Origin of the sequence: Pseudomonas sp. WS 5079, from assembly GCF_012985465.1 — a bacterium.
Lineage (GTDB): Bacteria > Pseudomonadota > Gammaproteobacteria > Pseudomonadales > Pseudomonadaceae > Aquipseudomonas.
The window spans coordinates 200,583-220,044 of the sequence record NZ_JAAQWN010000005.1 but is presented as its reverse complement, the minus strand read 5'-3'; the positions used below and the strand labels follow the sequence as shown (position 1 = coordinate 220,044).

The window sequence follows — 19,462 nt, the reverse complement described above, 5'->3', positions numbered from 1 at the left end:
ATGGATGAGAAATACCGCAGGGCCGTGGATGCCGCCGCCATTTTCTCCGAGACAGACCTCACCGGCCGCATCACCTATGTAAACGACCAATTCTGCGGCATGTCCGGCTACAGCCGCGACGAGTTGCTGGGGCGCAACCACCGGATCCTCAGTTCCGGGTTGCATCCTGCCGGGTTTTTCCAGGGGATGTGGCGCACCATCACCGAGGGTAAGGTCTGGCGCGGGGAAATCTGTAACCGCGCCAAGGACGGCTCGCTGTACTGGGTCGACAGCACCATGGTGCCGCTGGTCGATGAGCGGACCGGCAAGGTGCAGAAGTACGTGTCGATTCGTTTTGATGTCAGCGAAAAGCGCCAGTTGTTGCAGACCCTGCAATGGCGGGTCGGCCATGATGTGCTGACCGGGCTGCCCAACCGTGCCTATCTGTCTGAACTGCTCGTGCAATCCTTGGAGTTTTCCCGCAGCGAGCACATCCCCCTGGCGGTGTGCATGCTCGACCTGGACGGCTTCAAGGCGGTCAACGACGGCTACGGCCATGCCTCTGGCGACCTGTTGCTGGTGGAGGTCGCCAGCCGCCTGCGCGACATCATCCGTGGCGAAGATGTGGTCGCAAGGCTTGCCGGTGACGAGTTTGTGCTGATCCTGCGCTACGTGCGCGATGCCGAGGAGTTGAACCGCGCTTTGCGGCGCATCCTCACGGCCATTTCCGAGCCGTACTCGATCCTCGGCGCGCAGATCAACGTGTTTGCCAGCATTGGCGTCACGCTGTTCCCGTTGGATGACGAGGATGCCGACACCCTGCTGCGCCATGCCGACCAGGCGATGTACGTGGCCAAGCAAAGTGGCCGTAACCGCTACCAGCTGTTTGATGTGTCCCTGGAGCAGGAGGTCAAGGCCACCCACCAGACCGTGCAGCAGATTCGCCAGGCCCTGGCAGCGGGGGAGTTGTGCCTGCACTTCCATCCCAAGATCAACCTGCGCCACGGCCAGGTCGTGGGTTTTGAGGCATTGCTGCGCTGGCAGCACCCGATTCGCGGGCTGGTGTCGCCCAAGGATTTCCTGTCGTTGATCGAGCAGACCGACCTGATCGTCGATGTCGGCGAGTGGGTGATGGACCAGGTGCTGGCGCAGATACGCCAGTGGCAAGATGCCGGGCACTGCTGGCCGGTCAGCGTGAATATCGCGGCGCGACACTTCCAGCGCGCGGATTTTGTCGAGCGCTTGCAACAGCTGCTGGCCCAGCATCCTGACGTTGCGCCGCACATGCTCGACCTGGAGATCGCCGAATCGGTAGCCATCGATCATATCCAGCGCGTCACCGAGCACCTGGCGGCATGCCAGGCGCTGGGAGTGCGGTTTTCCCTGGACGATTTCGGCACGGGCTATTCGTCCCTCAGCTACCTCAAGCGCCTGCCCACCCAGACCATCAAGATCGACAAGTCGTTTGTGCGCGACATCCTGCATGACAAGGATGACCTCGCGCTGACCCAGGCGGTGATCGGCCTGGCCCGGGCATTTGGTCGCGAAGTGATCGCCGAGGGCCTGGAAACCCTCGAGCATGGCCAGTTGCTGCTGCGCATGGGCTGTGAAGTGGCGCAGGGCTATTACTTCGCCCAACCGATGCCGGCAGCCGAGGTGCCGGCCTGGGCGGCGGGGTTTGATCTGCTCAACTATGGCGCTGGCGGGGATTGAGGCAGGCGCCCAGCGTCGCCGGTATAGAGCAGGATGATTGCGTCAATCTCCCCGGACATTTTCATACGCAGCAGTGTGCGCAAAATCCGCTGCACGGGTAGGGCTGGGTCGTTGCGCACGTAGCAGCCCAGGCTCTGCTCTTCAATCACGGCCACCACGTGCAGCTTGCGACCTGCCGGTAACTGCTGATTGAAGCGTTCCAGGGTCCATTCGTTGGTGACCGCGTACTTGAAGCGTCCCGCCACCAGCTTTTGCAGCACTTGCTCTTCGCTGCGGGCGTCGTCGCGCTTGAGCTGGCCCTTGGCAAACAGCGGTTCGAGGGTCGGGTAGCTGTAGTTGAGCACCGTGCCGATATTCTGTGCCGCCAGCTGCGCCACATTCACCGACAGCGGCGGCACATGGGCGCTGGCCAGGACATTGCGCTGCACCCATAACGGAATGCTCCATATGTAGTCCCCGGACAGATTATTCAGCCACGCTTGTGCGACGTAGCAGCGCACATCAATCTCGCCGTGCTCCATGGCTGGAGCGATACGGGCCCGGGCCAGTACCTGGAACTGCGCCGGGTGGCCGACCTGGGTTGCCAGGCTGAGCATCAAGTCATACAAAATGCCCTGGGTCGGCTGGGCCCCCTCGATCTGCACCATGGGCATGGCCCAGCTGTCGGAAATGGCGAAGCGCAACGGGGCGGGCGCCGCCAGGCTCAGTGTGGTGATCATCCATAAAGCGCCCAGGACTACGCGCATAAACTCTCCGGGATCAGCCCTTTGCAGGGCGTGCCACTACCAGCTTAGTCAGATTAGGCGAGCGTGCCGGATGCAATTTCCCCCCTGCTCCGCTAGCATTACCGGCTTCCGCTTCCCAGTTGCGACGGTTTTCGATGAGTTATCAGGTTCTTGCACGTAAATGGCGTCCGCGCTCGTTCCGCGAAATGGTCGGCCAGACCCATGTGCTCAAGGCTCTGATCAATGCCTTGGACAGCCAACGGCTGCACCACGCCTACCTGTTCACCGGCACGCGCGGGGTGGGCAAGACCACCATTGCGCGGATCATTGCCAAGTGCCTGAACTGTGAGACCGGCATCACCTCGACGCCCTGCGGCACCTGCTCGGTGTGCCGGGAGATCGACGAAGGGCGCTTTGTCGACCTGATCGAAATCGACGCCGCGAGCCGCACCAAGGTCGAGGACACCCGCGAACTGCTGGACAACGTGCAGTACGCCCCCAGCCGCGGGCGCTTCAAGGTCTACCTGATCGACGAAGTGCACATGCTCTCCAGCCATTCCTTCAACGCGCTGTTGAAGACCCTGGAGGAGCCGCCGCCCTACGTTAAGTTCATCCTGGCCACCACCGATCCGCAGAAACTTCCTGCAACGATTTTGTCGCGGTGCCTGCAGTTCTCCCTGAAGAACATGACCCCTGAGCGGGTGGTCGAGCATTTGACCCACGTATTGGGTGTGGAGAACGTGCCGTTCGAAGACGATGCGCTGTGGCTGCTGGGCCGCGCCGCCGATGGCTCGATGCGCGATGCCATGAGCCTGACCGACCAGGCGATTGCCTTCGGTGAAGGCAAGGTAATGGCCGCCGACGTGCGCGCCATGCTCGGCACCCTCGATCACGGCCAAGTGTTCGACGTGCTGCATGCGCTGATCGAAGGCGACGCCAAGGCGCTGCTCGAAGCCGTGCGCCATCTGTCGGAGCAGGGGCCGGACTGGAATGGCGTGCTCTCGGAAATTCTCAATGTGCTGCACCGCGTCGCTATCGCCCAGGCCCTGCCTGAGGGGGTCGACAACGGCCACGGCGACCGCGACCGCGTATTGGCACTGGCCCAGGCGCTGCCGGCCGAAGATGTGCAGTTCTACTACCAGATGGGCCTGATCGGGCGCCGCGACCTGCCGTTGGCACCAGACCCGCGCGGCGGTTTCGAAATGGTCATGCTGCGCATGCTGGCGTTTCGCCCCGCGGATACCGCCGACGCGCCGAGACAGCCACTAAAGCCAGTGGGGATCAGCCAGGCCACAGTTGATTCCGCCAAACCAGTGGCTGGCGCGGCGGTCGTTGCGCCAGTAAGCGCGCCGCAACCTGTGGCCGCTGCTCCAGCCATGGTCGCGGTGGAGCCTGTGGCGCCTGTAGTGGCGCCGCAGCCGATGGTCGAGCCCGAGCCCGCGCCGGTAGTCGATCTGCCCTGGAATGAGCCGGCAGAGGCCGTGGTCGAGCTGGCTCCTGCCGTCGAGCCTGTCCTCGAAACCACCGGCGAGCAGCCTGAACTGACGCCGATGCCGACGCCAACCCCCGACAGCGTGGTACCCGACGCGCCGGAATGGGTCTCGGCACCCGTGCCCGAGCCGACTATTGCCGAAGTGGACGCCGCTACCCCAGGCATCGACCTGGATGACGAACCGCCCCTGGACGAAGATTACATCGAGCCGGACATGGATTCGGCCTACAGCTACTTGGACGACCTGGCCAGCGAGCACACCGCCGAGCCTGCGCCCGAGCCCGAGGCGGAGCCTGCCGCCATGCCGGCCACTGGCCTGGCCCTGCAATGGCTGGAGCTGTTCCCGAAATTGCCGATTTCCGGCATGACCGGCAGCATCGCCGCCAACTGCACGCTGATCGCTGTCGATGGCGATCACTGGCTGTTGCACCTGGACCCGGCCCACAGCGCCCTGTTCAACGCGACCCAGCAGCGCCGGCTCAACGATGCCCTGAACCAGTTCCACGAACGCACCCTGACGGTGACCATCGAGCTGATCAAGCCCGAGCAGGAAACTCCGGCCCAGGCCGCCACCCGTCGCCGGCTCAACCGCCAGCGCGAGGCCGAGGAGTCGATCCAGGCCGACCCGCTGATCCAGCAGATGATGGAGCAGTTTGGCGCAGTGGTGCGACACGATACTATTGAACCTGTCGAAGCCCAGGCTGCAGCGGGCTGATAATTGCAGGCGCCGTGCCCCGAGGCTCGGCGCCGTATTGATCCACGTACTTTTGAGGTGATTCCCATGATGAAAGGTGGCATGGCCGGCCTGATGAAGCAGGCGCAGCAGATGCAGGAAAAGATGGCCAAGATGCAGGAAGAACTGGCCAACGCCGAAGTCACCGGTAAAGCCGGTGGCGATATGGTCAGCGTGGTGATGACCGGTCGTCACGACATCAAGCGCGTGAGCATTGACCCAAGCGTATTGCCGGGCGTTGGCGAAGACGACCTGGAAATGCTCGAAGCCCTGTTCGCCGCGGCCGTCAACGACGCCGTGCGCAAGATCGAAGCCAACAGCCAGGACAAAATGTCCGGCGTGACCGCGGGCATGCAACTACCGCCGGGCATGAAGCTGCCGTTCTGACCGGCCAGCGCAAGACTGAAAATGCCAGGCATCGCGCCTGGCATTTTTGTTTGTCTCGGGCACAATCGAACGTCAGCCCTGCAACAGCTGTCTGCACCCTATACCGCTGAATTCAATCACCGATATAAAGGAGCCTCGCTGATGACCCAAGCCATGACCCTCAACCAGCGCATCGTCCTGGTATCACGCCCGCAGGGTGCGCCCGTGCCGGAAAACTTCCGCCTGGAGCGCGTGGCGCTGCCCGACCTGGCAGACGGCCAGGTCCTGCTCAAGACCCTGTTCCTGTCCCTGGACCCCTACATGCGTGGACGCATGAGTGACGCGCCGTCCTACGCAGCCCCGGTAGAAATCGGCGAGGTGATGACTGGTGGCGCTGTCAGCCGCATCGAACAGTCGCGTAACCCCAAGTTCGAGGTGGGTGACCTGGTGGTCGGCGCCACCGGCTGGCAAAGCCATAGCATCAGTGACGGCCGCAATTTGATACCGGTGCCCAACGGCTTGCCAAGCCCGTCCATGGCCCTGGGTGTGCTGGGCATGCCCGGCATGACGGCCTACATGGGCCTGATGGATATCGGCCAACCCCAGGCCGGGGAAACCCTGGTGGTGGCGGCGGCCTCCGGTGCAGTGGGCTCGGTGGTTGGCCAGGTGGCCAAGCTCAAGGGCCTGCGGGTGGTTGGCATCGCGGGCGGCGCAGACAAATGCCGCTACGTGGTGGAAGAGTTGGGTTTTGACGCCTGCATCGATCACAAAGGCGCAGATTTTGCCGATGAGCTGGCCCAGGCCTGTTTCAAAGGGGTGGACATTTATTACGAGAACGTCGGCGGCAAGGTTTTCGACGCCGTACTGCCCCTGCTCAATCCCAAGGCGCGGATCCCCCTGTGTGGCCTGATTGCCGGCTACAACGCCCATGAGGCCCCCACCGGCCCTGACCGGCTGCCAGCGTTGCAACGCACCCTGTTGACCAAGCGCGTGCGCATCCAGGGCTTTATCGTGTTCGACGACTATGGCGACCGCCACCCGGAATTCATCAGCGCCATGGCGCCGTGGGTGCGGGACGGCAAGGTCAAGTTTCGCGAAGACGTGGTCGAGGGCCTTGAGCAGGCGCCCGAAGCTTTTATCGGCCTGTTGGAAGGGCGCAATTTCGGCAAGTTGGTCGTGCGTATTTGACGCTTATCCGAGGCGCGGGTATAAACCGCGTCTCGTTGTTTTGTCGGACCTTTGCCCCATGAGCTTCAGCCCTCTGATTCGTCAACTGATCGACGCCCTGCGCACCTTGCCGGGCGTGGGCCAGAAAACCGCCCAGCGTATGGCGCTGCAACTGCTGGAGCGTGACCGCAGCGGTGGCTCGCGGCTGGCCCAGGCCTTGAGCCAGGCCATGGAAGGTGTGGGCCATTGCCGTCAGTGCCGCACCCTTACCGAAGAAGAACTGTGCCCGCAATGCGCCGACCCCCGTCGCGACGACACCCTGCTGTGCGTGGTCGAAGGGCCGATGGACGTGTATGCGGTGGAGCAGACCGGCTACCGCGGGCGCTACTTCGTGCTCAAGGGCCACCTGTCGCCCCTTGACGGCCTGGGACCTGAAGCCATTGGTATCCCGCAGTTGGTGGCGCGCATTGAACAGCAGGGCACCTTTACCGAAGTGATCCTGGCCACCAACCCTACGGTGGAAGGGGAAGCCACGGCGCACTACATCGCGCAACTGCTGACCAACAAAGGCCTGATCACCTCGCGCATCGCCCACGGCGTGCCGTTGGGTGGTGAGCTGGAGTTGGTGGACGGCGGCACCCTGGCGCACTCGTTTGCCGGGCGTAAACCTATCGCGCTGTAAGCCAAACTCCCTGGGGCACGCTGGCTTGTGTGGGAGCTGGCTTGCCTGCGATGCAGGCACTGCGGTGTATCAGGGGGACCGAGGCGATACCATCGCAGGCAAGCCAGTTCCTACACAAGCATGCATATTGCATTTGCGTTCGGCTTGATAACCAAGCAAGCGCTTGGTAAGTTCGCTCCATCTCTGCATGGAGCTTGCCGATGTCTGCCTACCAGGAATATTTCGACCCCAGTCACCAATTGGTCCGCGACAGCGTGCGCCGTTTTGTCGAGCGCGAGATTGTGCCGGGCATCGAGCAGTGGGAGGAGGCCGAACACTTCCCTCGCGAGCTGTACCTCAAGGCAGGTGCGGCGGGGATTCTCGGGATCGGTTACCCCGAAGCCCTCGGCGGCAGCCATGAAGGCGACCTGTTCGCCAAGGTGGCCGCCAGCGAAGAGCTGATGCGCTGTGGCTCCGGCGGCGTGGTGGCGGGGCTGGGCTCGTTGGATATCGGCCTGCCGCCCATCGTCAAATGGGCCCGCCCCGAAATCCGCGAGCGCGTGGCCCCGCAGGTCTTGTCTGGCGAGAAGATCATGGCCCTGGCCGTCACCGAGCCCGGTGGTGGCTCCGACGTGGCCAGCCTGCAAACCCGTGCCGTGCGCGATGGCGATTGCTATCGGGTCAGTGGCAGCAAAACCTTTATTACCAGTGGCGTGCGCGCCGACTACTACACTGTCGCCGTACGTACCGGCGGGCCAGGCTTTGCCGGCATCAGCCTGTTGCTGATCGAGAAGGGCACACCTGGCTTCACCGTCGGCCAACCGCTGAAGAAAATGGGCTGGTGGGCGTCGGACACGGCCGAGTTGTTCTTCGACAATTGCCAGGTGCCCGTAGGCAACCTGATCGGCAGCGAAAACATGGGGTTTGCCTGCATCATGGGCAATTTCCAGAGCGAACGCCTGGCATTGGCATTGATGGCCAACATGACGGCGCAGATGGCCCTGGAAGAGAGCCTGAAGTGGGCTGCGCAGCGCGAGGCCTTTGGTAAGCCGATTGGCAAGTTCCAGGTGCTCAAGCACCGCCTGGCGGAGATGGCCACGGCGGTCGAGGTTTCCCGCGAGTTCACCTACCGCCAGGCCGCGAAGATGGCGGCGGGCAAGAGTGTGATCAAGGAGATTTCCATGGCCAAGAACCTGGCCACCGACACCGCCGACCGGGTGACGTATGACGCGGTGCAGATCCTGGGAGGCCTGGGTTATATGCGCGGCAGCCTGGTGGAGCGGCTGTACCGGGATAACCGGATTTTGTCGATTGGTGGCGGGACGCGGGAGGTGATGAATGAAATCATCAGTAAGCAGATGGGGTTGTGATTGAGGGTGTTATTACTGGCCTCATCGCGGGCAAGCCCGCTCCTACATTTTGATTTGTGAACCCATTCAAAAGTGGGAGCGGGCTTGCCCGCGATGAGGCCCGCAAGACCGGCGCAAATTACCGCTCAGTCAAGCCAAACTGCGTCAAGCAGAAGGTCGCGATCCCCATATCCTCCAAACGCTGCGAGCCCCCCAGCTCCGGCAGATCAATAATCGCCGCGGCCTCGAAAATCCGTGCCCCCATGCGCCGCGCCAGATTAGCCGCAGCAATCAAGGTGCCACCCGTGGCGATCAGGTCATCGAACATCAATACCGAATCCCCTTCGCACAGGCTATCGGCGTGTACTTCGAGGAACGCTTCGCCATATTCGGTCTGATAGCCCTCGGACAGTACGTCCGCCGGCAGCTTGCCCTGTTTGCGGAACAGGATCAGCGGCTTGTTCAGTTGATAGGCAATCACCGAACCGATCAGAAAGCCGCGGGCATCCATCGCGCCGATATGGCTGAACTCGGCTTCGACGTAGCGATGGATAAAGGTGTCGGCCACCAGGCGCATGGCCTTGGGCGACTGGAACAGCGGCGTGATATCACGAAAGATCACCCCAGGCTTGGGGAAGTCGATGACGGGGCGAATCAGGGATTTGATGTCGAAGGAGTCGAAAGCCATCGTCGGGAGTCCTGGGCGCAAAGACTTCGCAGTATACCTGCGGCCTCGCCGGTTGGCTTGGCCGCAAGTGTCGCGCCCCTGGTCCGGCGGTCAGCCGTCGAGGGAGCCGCCGGCCAGTGCGCAGAGCTGGATCGGGTCGAGGATGTGTACTTCCTTGCCCTCGGCGGCAATCAGTTCGTTCTGCTGGAAGCGCGTGAATACCCGGGATACGGTTTCCACCGCCAGGCCCAGGTAATTGCCGATTTCGTTGCGCGACATGCTCAGGCGGAACTGATTGGCCGAGAAACCCCGGGCGCGGAAACGCGCCGACAGGTTGACCAGGAAGGTGGCAATCCGTTCGTCGGCGGTTTTTTTCGACAACAGCAGCATCATTTGCTGGTCATCGCGGATTTCCCGGCTCATCACGCGCATCAACTGGCGGCGCAACTGCGGCAATTGCAGGGCCAGTTCGTCCAGGCGTTCGAACGGGATCTCGCACACCGACGTGGTTTCCAGGGCCTGGGCCGACACCGGGTGAATCTCGGTGTCCATGCCCGACAGGCCCACCAGCTCGCTGGGCAGGTGGAAGCCGGTGATCTGTTCTTCGCCGCTGTCGCTCAGGCTGAACGTCTTCAAGGCGCCCGAGCGTACTGCATAGACGGAATCGAACTTGTCACCCTGGCGAAACAGAAACTCGCCTTTCTTCAGGGGGCGACCACGTTTAACGATTTCGTCCAGCGCATCCATGTCTTCCAGATTCAGCGAAAGTGGCAAGCAGAGGGGCGCCAGGCTGCAATCCTTGCAGTGAGCCTGGCTATGAGCGCGCAGTTTAACTGGCTCGGACATTTCTTAAATCCTTGTGGGAAAACACACATAAGACGTAAGGGTACCGCACTGAGGGACTATCAGGCCAGCCTGTACAAAAAACCGGCAGGGGTATAAAGAATTTTACCCCGCGGTCGATGAACTGCTAACGACCAAGAGCTTGGAGGCTCACGATATGCTTTCCATCGACGGCAATCTCCCGTCCCGCACCACTGTGCCGACGCTGCTTGAACCGAAAAAAACCAGCACCGTGGGCGCCGGTACCGAATCAACGGCGCTGGGTGAAACCCAGCCTGCCGAAGGCGTGAGCGTGACCTTTTCCGGTGCGTCGCTGAAGGCTGCCAGCGCCGAGAAGACCGCCAACGACGATATCGAAGAAAGCGGGCTGGACGAGAACGTGCAGAAACTGCTGAAAATGATTCGCCAGTTGAAGCAGCAGATCGCGGAAAAGATGGCAGAGATGTCGGCGATCATGTCCGACAAGCGCCTCAGCCCGGAGCAGGTCCTGGCGAAACTGAGCGGCGTGCAATCGGCGTTGGGCGGCTTGCAAGCCTCGCTGACCGGCGCCTATGCGTCGTTGAGCGAAGCGATGAAGAACCTGAGCGCCGAAGACGCGGTGAAGGCCGCCTCGTTGATGGCCAAGTAACCCGGCTTAGATCACCCGCGAAAATCGCTGCCTATTCTGTTGCTCCAGATAGGCATCGAACACCATGCACACCGAGCGCACCAGCAGGCGTCCGGCCGGCAGTACCCGAATGCCTTCGGCGTCGAGTTCGATCAGGCCGTCACTGGCCATGGCTTGGAGTTGTGGCCAAAGCTCGGCGAAATAGCCGCGAAAATCCACGGTGAAGGCCTGCTCGATGCTTTCGAAGTCCAGGCTGAAGTGACAGATCAACTGTTGAATCACCGCCCGGCGCAAACGATCGTCCGCCGTGCAGAGCAGGCCGCGACTGGTGGCCAGTTGCGCCCCCGCCAGGGCGTTCTGGTAGTGATTCAGGTCGCTGCTGTTCTGGCAGTACAGGTCACCAATCTGACTGATGGCCGAAACGCCGAGCCCGATCAAATCGCAGTGACCGTGGGTGGTGTAGCCCTGGAAGTTGCGCTGCAGGGTGGACTCTTCCTGGGCAATGGCCAATTCGTCATCGGGCAGGGCGAAGTGGTCCATGCCGATGTAGTTGTAGCCAGCCGCCGTCAACTGTTCGATGGTTTCCTGCAGCATCTGCAATTTGACGGCGGGGGCCGGCAGGTCTTCGCCGTTGATCCGCCGCTGGGGCAGGAAGCGTTCGGGCAGGTGGGCATAGTTGAACACCGACAGGCGGTCGGGTTGCAGGCTGATGACCTCGGCCACCGTGCGGGCGAAATGCTCCGGGGTCTGCTTGGGCAGGCCGTAGATCAGGTCGATATTGATCGAGCGAAACTGCAGGGTGCGCGCCGCATCGATCACCGCGCGGGTTTCTTCCAGGCTTTGCAGGCGATTGACCGCCCGCTGCACTTCGGGGTCCAGGTCCTGCACGCCGATGCTCACGCGGTTGAAGCCCAGTTCACGCAACAGGCCCATGGTGGCCCAGTCGGCTTCCCGGGGGTCGATCTCGATGCCGTAGTCGCCGGAGTCGTCATCCAGCAGGTTGAAGTGCTGGCGCAGTTGCGCCATCAGTTGGCGCAATTCGTCGTGGCTGAGAAAGGTCGGCGTGCCGCCGCCAAAATGCAGTTGCTGCACCCGTTGGTTGGGGTCCAGGTGGCAGGCGACCAGTTGAATCTCTTGTTCCAGGCGTTGCAGGTAGGCCTGGGCGCGACCGCGGTCCTTGGTGATGACTTTGTTGCAGGCGCAGTAGTAGCAAATGTTCGCGCAGAACGGCACGTGCACATACAGCGACAGCGGGCGCACCGCCTTGCGGCTGTCGCGCAGGGCGTGCAGCAGGTCGAAAGTGCCGACCTGGCTGGTGAATTGTACGGCGGTGGGGTAGGAGGTGTAGCGCGGCCCCGCGAGGTCGTAGCGATGAATCAGATCAGTATCCCAACGAATGGCGTCGAGCATGCGGGCGTTCCCCGGATTGGCTAGTGGGCCGAGTCTAGGGGCATGGCCGGGCGGTCATCTTGATTTGTATCAAAGGGGAGCGGCGCTATGCCACATGGCCTTTTAGTGGCCCATCAGCCAGTGCTGATGGGGGCCGGGTAGGGTCCAGATCCCGAACACCATCACCAGCAGGCCGCCCGCCACGCGCACACTGCGCTTGCGCAACAGCGCGGTGACACGCTCCGCCGCCAGACCGGTGGCGAGCAAGACCGGCCAGGTGCCAAGGCCGAAGGCCAGCATTAGCAACCCGCTATCCATCGCATTGCCCTGGCTGGCCGCCCACAACAAGGTGCTGTAGACCAGGCCGCACGGCAACCAACCCCACAGCGCGCCCAGCAGCAAGGCGCGGGGCAGGCTGGACACCGGCAGCAAACGGCTGGCAAACGGCTGGATATGGCGCCACAGGCCGCGGCCGAGGCTTTCGATACGGGTCAGGCCGCTCCACCAGCCGGCCAGGTACAGGCCCATGCTGATCAACAGCAGGCCCGCGAGGATGCGCATGAACATCGCCGCCGGGCTGTTGGCCACGGCCCAGCCGGCCAGGCCAATCAATACGCCGGCGCAGGCATAGCTGAGGATGCGTCCCAGGTTGTACGCCAGCAGCAGGCGAAAGCGCCGGCTGCGTTGCTCCGGGGGGATGGCCAGGGTCAGCGCGCCCATCAGGCCGCCGCACATGCCCAGGCAATGGCCGCCGCCCAGCAGGCCGAGGATCAGCGCAGAAACCAGCAGCGGCGCGAGGTCAAGCATGGGGCGGCGCCGGCTCGTCAGGCTTGGTCGGTGGTTGCGCATGGCTGCTGGCTTCGTCGACAGCGGCCAGGTGCTTGGGGTCCTGGTCGTCGAACAACACGCTGTGGGCCGGCCCGTCGAGGTCGTCATACTGGCCGCTGTCCACCGCCCAGAAGAAGATGTAGATGGCGATGGCGACGATCAGCAGCGCCGCTGGAATCATTACGTAAAGAGCTGGCATCGCTACTCCATGCCCGCGCGGCTCAAGCCGGCAGCGGGCGGGGCTGTGGGGTGGTGCTCGCGGCACTGGCGCGCGGCAGGCGTGTCAGGCGCAGGGCGTTGAGCACCACGGTCAACGAACTGAGGGACATGCCGATCGCAGCCCAGATCGGCGTGATCCAACCGAGGGCGGCGAACGGCAACATCAGGCCATTGTACAGCCCGGCCCACAGCAGGTTTTCAATGATTACCCGGCGCGTGCGCCGGGCCAGGCTGAAGGCTTGCACCAGGGCGTCCAGGCGGTTGGACAACAGCACCGCATCGGCGCTGGTTTTCGCCAGGTCAGTGGCCGAGCCCATGGCCACGCTGATATCGGCGGCGGCCAACACCGGCACGTCATTCACGCCGTCCCCGAGCATCAGCACCTTGCGGCCTTCCTTGTGCAGTTGTTGCAGCACCTGCAGCTTGTCATCCGGGCGCAGGCCGCCACGGGCTTCATCAATCCCCAGTTCGGCGGCGACGCTGGCGACCATCGGCGAGCTGTCACCCGACAGCAACAAGGTACGCCAGCCCCGCGCCTTGCACGCGGCCAGCAGCGCCGGTGCATCGCTGCGCAGGCGATCATCCAGGACAAACCAGGCCAGGGCGCCGTGGGTATCGCCCAGCAGCAGCCATTGGCCGGCATCTTGCGGCGAATCAGGAATCCCACAGCCGCTTAATTCACAGACAAAAGCGGGTTGGCCGATCCGCAGCAGGCGTTCGCCGACCCGCCCTTCGAGCCCCAGGCCAGGGGTGCTGAGCACCTCTTCAGCTGCCAGCGGCGCGCGGCCAAAGGCCCGGGCAATCGGGTGTTCGGAGCGGTTTTCGAGGGCGGCGGCCAGGGCCAGGGCGAGGTCGCTGCTCATGCTGCCCAGCGGCCGGATGGCGCGCAGGGCCAGGCGGCCTTCGGTGAGGGTGCCGGTCTTGTCGAAAATCACTGTGTCGATCTGATTCAAGCCTTCCAGCACATGGCCACGGGTCAGCAGCAGGCCGAGTTTATGCAGAGTGCCGGTGGCGGCGGTCAAGGCCGTGGGGGTTGCCAGGGACAGGGCGCACGGGCAAGTCGCCACCAGCATCGCCAGGACAATCCAGAATGCTCGCGATGAATCCAGCTCCCACCACAGCAGGCCGATCACAGCGGCGGCGATCAGTGAGCAGAGCAGGAACCATTGCGCGGCGCGGTCGGCGATTTCTGCCAGGCGCGGTTTTTCGGCCTGGGCCCGCTCCAGCAGGCGCACGATGGCCGACAAGCGGGTGTCGTGGCCCAGGGCGCGCACTTGCACGGTCAACGCGCCTTCGACGTTGAGGGTGCCAGCGGTGACGCTATCGCCGGCCTGTCGCGGTTGTGGCAGGTATTCGCCGGTGAGTAGGGACTCGTCGATGCTCGATTGGCCCTCCAGGATCACCCCGTCGGCCGGCAGGATCGCGCCCGGATGCACCAGCACCCGGTCGCCCAGGGCCAGTTCGGTGAGCAGGATGCGTTCGCTCTGGCCATCGCCTTTGAGGCGCAGGCACGAGGCCGGTAGCAGGTTGACCAACTGGGCGGTGGCGGCGGCCGTGCGCTCGCGGGCACGGCGCTCCAGGTAGCGGCCGGCCAGGAGGAACAGGGCGAACATGCCCACGGCATCGAAATACAGCTCGCCCACTCCCGTTATCGCGGTCCAGATTCCCGCGAGGTAAGCGCCGCCGATGGCCAGTGACACCGAGACATCCATGGTCAGGTGGCGAGTGCGCAGGTCGCGCATGGCGCCCTTGAAAAACGGCGCGCAGCTGTAGAACACGATGGGGGTGGTCAAAAACAGCGCGACCCAGCGCAGGATCACGTGCAGCTCGGGGCTCAGGTCGATATTGAATTCCGGCCAGGTGGCCATGGTTGCCATCATCGCCTGGAACCACAGCAGGCCGGCGACGCCGAGTTGGCGCAGGGCCAGGCGGTTTTCGCTGGCCAGTTGTTCGGCGGCGCGGTCGGCTTGATAGGGGTGGGCGGCGTAGCCGATCTGGCGCAGCTCGCTGAGCACCTGGCTCAACGGCAACTGCCCATCGGCCCAGCGCACATGCAGGCGATGGTTGGACAGGTTCAGTCGCGCCTCGGCCACGGCGGGCAGGCTGCGCAGGTGTTTTTCGATCAGCCAGCCGCAGGCGGCGCAACTGATGCCTTCCATCAACAGGGTGGCTTCGGCCAGGTCGCCGTCGTGGCGCACGAAGGGTTTTTGCACATCGGCGCGGTCGTACAGCGCCAGTTCGTCGACCAACTGCACGGGCAGCGCTTCGGGGTTGGCCGAGGCCTCGCTGCGGTGTTGGTAATAGCTTTCCAGCCCGCCTGCGACAATCGCCTCGGCCACCGCCTGGCAACCCGGGCAGCAGAGCTCGCGGGACTCGCCAAGGATCACCGCAGTGAAGCGGCTGCCGGGCGGGACGGGGAGGGCGCAGTGGTAGCAGGGGGTTGGGGTGGTCATGGTTTTGGATCTGTGTGGGCGGGGAGGGCCTCATCGCGGGCAAGCCCGCTCCTACAAGGTTATCGCACACTCCCTGTAGGAGCCGGCTTGCCGGCGATGCGCGAAGCGCGGCTGTCAGTTCTTCAGGTCTTCAGCACCCTGCAACGGCTCGTCACCCAACTTCAAGTCGGTGCCATGGCTGACTTCTTCCTCTTCAAACATGCGCCAGGTCCTGTCGCCTTCGACCCCCAGCAGTTCGACGAAGCGCCGCCCCTCGACCTTGTCGGTCACCTGGCCGATGTACCGCCCCGGCTCGCTCTGGCTGCGGGTGAGCACGACCTTGCGGTCTTTCTCCGGCTGGGTCGGCGAAATCAGGTTCAGCTCCAGAGTAGTCGGCCCGCTGTTGCCGGTGAGGAACAGTTCCACTTCACCGGTCAGTTCATCCAGGTGCAGGGTGGCGCGCATTTGCAGGGTCTGGGCCAGCAGTTCGCGGTCCAGGGAGCGGTTGATGCCTTTGCCGGCCTCGTAGTAGTTGTCGTTGACCAGGTTGTCCGGGTTGTTCACCGCGATGGTCACCATGGACAAGGTCAGCGTCACCGAGCAGGCCAGGATGGCAATGATGATCCAGGGCCAGAGGTGCTTGTACCAGGGGCTTGCGGCAGTTGCTACGGGCATTGTTCTGCTCTCTTTTAACGAATTTGTGGGCCGATGAACCGGCTCTTGGCTTCAACGTGGACGCTGTCATCGTCAGCATCCTTGAGGATGAATTTCACCTCGTTGGTGCTCGATGGCAATTGTTCCGGCGCGCTCGACAGCTCCACCGGCATAGTGAAGATTTCCCCGGCGGCGACCTTGATCTCGCGCTTGCCTTGCAGCTTGAGGTCCGGCAGGCCGCTGGCGTCCAGCACGTAGGTGTGGTCGTGCTGGTCCTTGTTCATGATTTTCAGGCTGTAGACGTTCTCGATCCGCCCTTCGGCGTTTTCGCGGTAGAGCACGCGGTCCTTGCTGACGTCGAAACCCACCAGCGAGCGCATGAAAAACGCCGTGGCCAGCAGGCTGATCATCGCCAGCAGCACCAGCGCATAGCCGATCAGGCGCGGGCGCAACTTGTGGGTCTTTTGCCCCGACAGGTTATGTTCGGTGGTGTAGCTGATCAACCCGCGAGGGTAGTCCATCTTGTCCATGATGGTGTCGCAGGCGTCGATGCAGGCCGCGCAGCCAATGCACTCGATCTGCAGGCCGTCACGGATGTCGATCCCGGTGGGGCAGACCTGCACGCACATGGTGCAGTCGATGCAATCCCCCAGGCCCTGGGCCTTGTAGTCGATGCCTTTCTTGCGTGGGCCACGCACTTCGCCACGACGCGGGTCATAGGAGACGATCAGGGTGTCCTTGTCGAACATCACGCTCTGGAAGCGCGCATACGGACACATGTAGATGCACACTTGTTCACGCAGCCAGCCGGCGTTGCCGTAGGTGGCGAGGGTGAAGAAGCCGACCCAGAAGTACGACCAGCCATCGGCTTGGCCTGTGAAGAAATCGAAGACCAGTTCGCGGATCGGCGAGAAGTAGCCGACAAAGGTCATGCCGGTAACAAAACCGATGATCAGCCACAGGCTGTGCTTGCTGAGTTTACGCAGGAACTTGTTGGCGCTCATCGGCGCCTTGTCCAGCTTGATCCGCTGGTTGCGGTCGCCTTCGGTGACCTTTTCGCACCACATGTAGATCCAGGTCCACACGCTTTGCGGGCAGGTGTAGCCGCACCAGATCCGCCCGGCGTACACGGTGATAAAGAACAGGCCAAAGGCCGAGATGATCAGGATGCCCGACAGCAGGATGAAATCCTGGGGCCAGAATGTCGCACCGAAAATGAAGAATTTACGCTCTGGCAGGTTCCACCAGACGGCCTGGTGCCCGCCCCAGTTCAGCCACACCGTACCGAAGTACAGCAGGAACAACCCGGCACCGCCGAGCATCCGCAGATTGCGGAACATCCCGGTGAACGCACGGGTGTAGATTTTCTCCCGCGAGGCGTAGAGATCGACGGTGTCGCTGGTTTTTTTGGCAGGCGGGGTAACGTCATGTACCGGAATCTGGTTGCTCATCATTGCATCCCACGGCAGTGGAGATTTGCCTCGGCCAGTACGTGCCAGCCGGGGTCAAAATAGGGGTCTTGCAGTGGCGTAATGATACGCCTGTAGTACCGATGAACGGGTGCGACCTTTGGTCGCGTTGGGGGAAATCAATTGATGGTGTACGTGACTTGAATCAATTGACAGGATGAGTATGGACGGTTTTTCAGGGCTCGAAGGTCATTCGTCCCATGGGTTGATCAGTGTCACACCGCTGCTTTGGAAGTCGGTGACATTGCGGGTGACCACGGTCAGGCCGTGAACCAGAGCGGTTGCGGCGATAAGCGCATCACTTTCGTTGGCACAATCGGGCACATGCAAGCTGGCGCAGCGCAATGCCACGGCAGCGTCAATTGGCAGGATTCTGGCATCGAAGGCCGGCATGACGTGGCGTTTGAGCCAGGTGCGCAAGACCTTGCCCTGCGCGGGGTCACGGCGCTCCATTCGCAGCACCCCAGTCTCCAGTTCCTTCAAGGTAATCGCCGAAATATACATGCGCGGTGCGGCGACGGTTCTGGCCCAGGCCACCACATTTTTGTCGGCTTGGGGTTTGCGTAACTCGGAAATGACGTTGGTATCGAGCAGATACATCAGGAGAGGTCCACGGGTCGGTGTGTAATCACGGCACGCTCGGTTTCAAACTCGATATCCGCCGCTTCGGGCATCACCAACAGGTCAACGATATCGGCGTTGATGCCTGTCAATTTTTGGTAGTCCTCAATACTTAGCAGTACATGGGCAGGCTTGCCTCGATCGGTAATAAAAACCGGTCCTTGGCGCGCGGCTTTTTTGGCACCGCTTGTGTCCTGGTTGAATTCGCGGCTGGAGATTGTCGTGATAGTCATGGGGCGCCTCCCAGCGGGATGGGTGAATGTAGTTACGTTACTACTACGCAGTTGCAAGCCACAAGCTTGAAGCTACAAACGGTCGATAGGCTTCACCAGAACCAAAAAAGCCCCGCCAGCATGCGCTGTACGGGGCTTTTTATTGGGGCTTGCAGCTTACTTCTGCTCTTGCTGCTCTTTGTGCGACAGGCTGTAAACATACGCCGCCAGCAAGTGCACCTTGTCGTTACCTTGCAGTTGCTCTTGCGCAGGCATCTGGCCCTGGCGGCCGTAACGGATGGTCTGCTGCAGTTGGGCGAAGCTGGAGCCGTAGATGAACGCGCCCGGGTGGGTCAGGTCGGGTGCGCCCATTGCTGGCGTACCCTTGCCGGCCGGTCCGTGGCAGGCCACGCAGTTGGCGGCGAAGAGTTTCTCGCCGTTGGCCACGTCGGCCTTGGCGCCTTCCGGCAGCTTGCGGCCATCGAGGTTGGTCAGCACGAAGCCGGCCACGTCAGCCACGCCTTGTTCGCCGATGACTTCAGCCCAGCCCGGCATCACTGCATGGCGGCCGGCCATGATGGTGGCCTTGATGGTTTCCGGCTCGCCGCCCCAGCGCCAGTCGGCGTCGGTCAGGTTGGGAAAGCCGTAGGCACCCTTGGCGTCGGAACCGTGGCAGACCGAGCAGTTGGAGGCGAACAGGCGGCCTCCCATCTTCAGCGCTTGCGGGTCCTTGGCCACTTCTTCAATAGGCATGGCCGCGAATTTGGCGAAGATCGGCCCGAACTTGGCGTCCGAGCGCGCCATTTCCTTTTCCCACTCGTGCACGCCAGTCCAGCCGCTCTGGCCGTTGGCGAATGGGGTTTGCTTGTCGTTATCGAGGTAGGCATAGCCCGGCAGCAGGCCTTTCCAGTTGCCCAGGCCCGGGTACAGCACCAGGTAGCCCAGGGCAAACACGATGGTGCCGACGAACAACATGAACCACCACTTTGGCAGTGGGTTGTCGTATTCCTCGATGCCATCGAACGAGTGGCCAACCGTCTCGTCCGTTTGTTCGGCGCGCTGGCCCTTGCGGGTCGACAGCAGCAGCCAGGTCAGGGCAAAAATGGTACCCAGACTGAGGACTGTGACGTACAGACTCCAGAACGTAGTCATTCTTTGTTACTCCTAGAAGCTTGCTCGACGTGCTTGATGGCTTCGGGATCATCCGCAAAAGGCAGCAAGGTCGCGTCTTCAAACTCTGACTTGCGCTTGGGGCTGAACACCCACAACGCCAGGCCGATAAAGGCCACCATCACGACAACGGTGCCCAGGCCTCGAATCATCCCGATATCCATTC

At 62.6% G+C, this 19,462-nt stretch carries 20 protein-coding genes; 7 read left to right on the top strand and 13 right to left on the bottom strand.

The window, feature by feature from the left end; translation table 11 throughout:
- Entirely contained in the window at positions 1-1,692 is a 1,692-nt protein-coding gene (locus HBO05_RS15445; protein ID WP_170043323.1) for an EAL domain-containing protein, read from the top strand.
- Here HBO05_RS15445 and HBO05_RS15440 read toward each other — a convergent pair.
- Positions 1,671-2,438 carry a transporter substrate-binding domain-containing protein gene (locus HBO05_RS15440; protein ID WP_170043324.1) on the bottom strand — a complete coding sequence of 256 codons (768 nt, stop codon included), beginning with the start codon at positions 2,436-2,438 and terminating at the stop codon, positions 1,671-1,673. The genes HBO05_RS15445 and HBO05_RS15440 overlap by 22 nt on opposite strands.
- Positions 2,439-2,572: 134 nt before the next feature.
- On the opposite strand from HBO05_RS15440, the gene dnaX reads away from it, so the two are divergent.
- The 5 genes from dnaX to HBO05_RS15415 all read left to right on the top strand — a co-directional run bounded on the left by dnaX (position 2,573) and on the right by HBO05_RS15415 (position 8,206).
- On the top strand, positions 2,573-4,624 hold the full coding sequence (gene dnaX, locus HBO05_RS15435; protein WP_169954298.1) for a DNA polymerase III subunit gamma/tau: 2,052 nt from the start codon (positions 2,573-2,575) through the stop codon (positions 4,622-4,624).
- A gap of 66 nt (positions 4,625-4,690) precedes the next feature.
- On the top strand, positions 4,691-5,029 hold the full coding sequence (locus HBO05_RS15430) for a YbaB/EbfC family nucleoid-associated protein (RefSeq protein ID WP_003193199.1): 339 nt from the start codon (positions 4,691-4,693) through the stop codon (positions 5,027-5,029).
- A gap of 141 nt (positions 5,030-5,170) precedes the next feature.
- Entirely contained in the window at positions 5,171-6,196 is a 1,026-nt protein-coding gene (locus tag HBO05_RS15425; protein ID WP_172313183.1) for an NADP-dependent oxidoreductase, read from the top strand.
- 58 nt (positions 6,197-6,254) lie between these two features.
- Positions 6,255-6,857 carry a recombination mediator RecR gene (gene recR / locus HBO05_RS15420; RefSeq protein WP_172313180.1) on the top strand — a complete coding sequence of 201 codons (603 nt, stop codon included), beginning with the start codon at positions 6,255-6,257 and terminating at the stop codon, positions 6,855-6,857.
- A 200-nt stretch (positions 6,858-7,057) separates the two neighbouring features.
- Positions 7,058-8,206, top strand: coding sequence for an acyl-CoA dehydrogenase family protein (locus tag HBO05_RS15415; protein ID WP_172313178.1), 1,149 nt, complete (start codon positions 7,058-7,060; stop codon positions 8,204-8,206).
- Between the two features lie 118 nt (positions 8,207-8,324).
- Here HBO05_RS15415 and HBO05_RS15410 read toward each other — a convergent pair whose 3' ends face one another.
- On the bottom strand, positions 8,325-8,873 hold the full coding sequence (locus tag HBO05_RS15410) for an adenine phosphoribosyltransferase (RefSeq protein ID WP_169954212.1): 549 nt from the start codon (positions 8,871-8,873) through the stop codon (positions 8,325-8,327).
- A gap of 90 nt (positions 8,874-8,963) precedes the next feature.
- Positions 8,964-9,698 (bottom strand): fumarate/nitrate reduction transcriptional regulator Fnr, encoded by a 735-nt coding sequence (gene fnr, locus HBO05_RS15405; protein WP_032863348.1) that lies wholly within the window; start codon positions 9,696-9,698, stop codon positions 8,964-8,966.
- Between the two features lie 154 nt (positions 9,699-9,852).
- Here fnr and HBO05_RS15400 point away from each other — a divergent pair, with 154 nt between their 5' ends.
- Positions 9,853-10,323: a hypothetical protein gene (locus HBO05_RS15400; protein ID WP_057960322.1), complete on the top strand. Its 471-nt coding sequence runs from the start codon at positions 9,853-9,855 to the stop codon at positions 10,321-10,323.
- 6 nt (positions 10,324-10,329) lie between these two features.
- Here the strand turns inward: HBO05_RS15400 and hemN are convergent, their stop codons facing one another.
- From hemN to HBO05_RS15350, 10 genes are all read right to left on the bottom strand, one after another.
- Entirely contained in the window at positions 10,330-11,712 is a 1,383-nt protein-coding gene (hemN, locus tag HBO05_RS15395) for an oxygen-independent coproporphyrinogen III oxidase (RefSeq protein WP_169954211.1), read from the bottom strand.
- A 102-nt stretch (positions 11,713-11,814) separates the two neighbouring features.
- Positions 11,815-12,498: a sulfite exporter TauE/SafE family protein gene (locus HBO05_RS15390; protein ID WP_170043328.1), complete on the bottom strand. Its 684-nt coding sequence runs from the start codon at positions 12,496-12,498 to the stop codon at positions 11,815-11,817.
- Positions 12,491-12,718 carry a cbb3-type cytochrome oxidase assembly protein CcoS gene (gene ccoS, locus HBO05_RS15385; RefSeq protein ID WP_169954209.1) on the bottom strand — a complete coding sequence of 76 codons (228 nt, stop codon included), beginning with the start codon at positions 12,716-12,718 and terminating at the stop codon, positions 12,491-12,493. Before ccoS ends, HBO05_RS15390 begins: the two co-directional genes overlap by 8 nt.
- 22 nt (positions 12,719-12,740) lie before the next feature.
- Positions 12,741-15,191 carry a heavy metal translocating P-type ATPase gene (locus HBO05_RS15380; RefSeq protein WP_172313176.1) on the bottom strand — a complete coding sequence of 817 codons (2,451 nt, stop codon included), beginning with the start codon at positions 15,189-15,191 and terminating at the stop codon, positions 12,741-12,743.
- A gap of 114 nt (positions 15,192-15,305) precedes the next feature.
- Positions 15,306-15,845: a FixH family protein gene (locus HBO05_RS15375; RefSeq protein ID WP_057960318.1), complete on the bottom strand. Its 540-nt coding sequence runs from the start codon at positions 15,843-15,845 to the stop codon at positions 15,306-15,308.
- A 14-nt stretch (positions 15,846-15,859) separates the two neighbouring features.
- Positions 15,860-17,275: a cytochrome c oxidase accessory protein CcoG gene (ccoG, locus tag HBO05_RS15370; protein WP_169954207.1), complete on the bottom strand. Its 1,416-nt coding sequence runs from the start codon at positions 17,273-17,275 to the stop codon at positions 15,860-15,862.
- A 207-nt stretch (positions 17,276-17,482) separates the two neighbouring features.
- The gene (locus HBO05_RS15365) at positions 17,483-17,893 is read right to left on the bottom strand and encodes a type II toxin-antitoxin system VapC family toxin (RefSeq protein WP_169954206.1); all 411 of its coding nucleotides are present in this window, start codon (positions 17,891-17,893) and stop codon (positions 17,483-17,485) included.
- Entirely contained in the window at positions 17,893-18,147 is a 255-nt protein-coding gene (locus HBO05_RS15360; protein ID WP_169954205.1) for a type II toxin-antitoxin system Phd/YefM family antitoxin, read from the bottom strand. The genes HBO05_RS15365 and HBO05_RS15360 overlap by 1 nt, the downstream gene beginning before the upstream one ends.
- Before the next feature lie 156 nt (positions 18,148-18,303).
- On the bottom strand, positions 18,304-19,278 hold the full coding sequence (ccoP, locus tag HBO05_RS15355; protein ID WP_170043329.1) for a cytochrome-c oxidase, cbb3-type subunit III: 975 nt from the start codon (positions 19,276-19,278) through the stop codon (positions 18,304-18,306).
- On the bottom strand, positions 19,275-19,460 hold the full coding sequence (locus HBO05_RS15350) for a CcoQ/FixQ family Cbb3-type cytochrome c oxidase assembly chaperone (protein WP_003175465.1): 186 nt from the start codon (positions 19,458-19,460) through the stop codon (positions 19,275-19,277). Before HBO05_RS15350 ends, ccoP begins: the two co-directional genes overlap by 4 nt.
- Between the last annotated feature and the right edge of the window lie 2 nt (positions 19,461-19,462).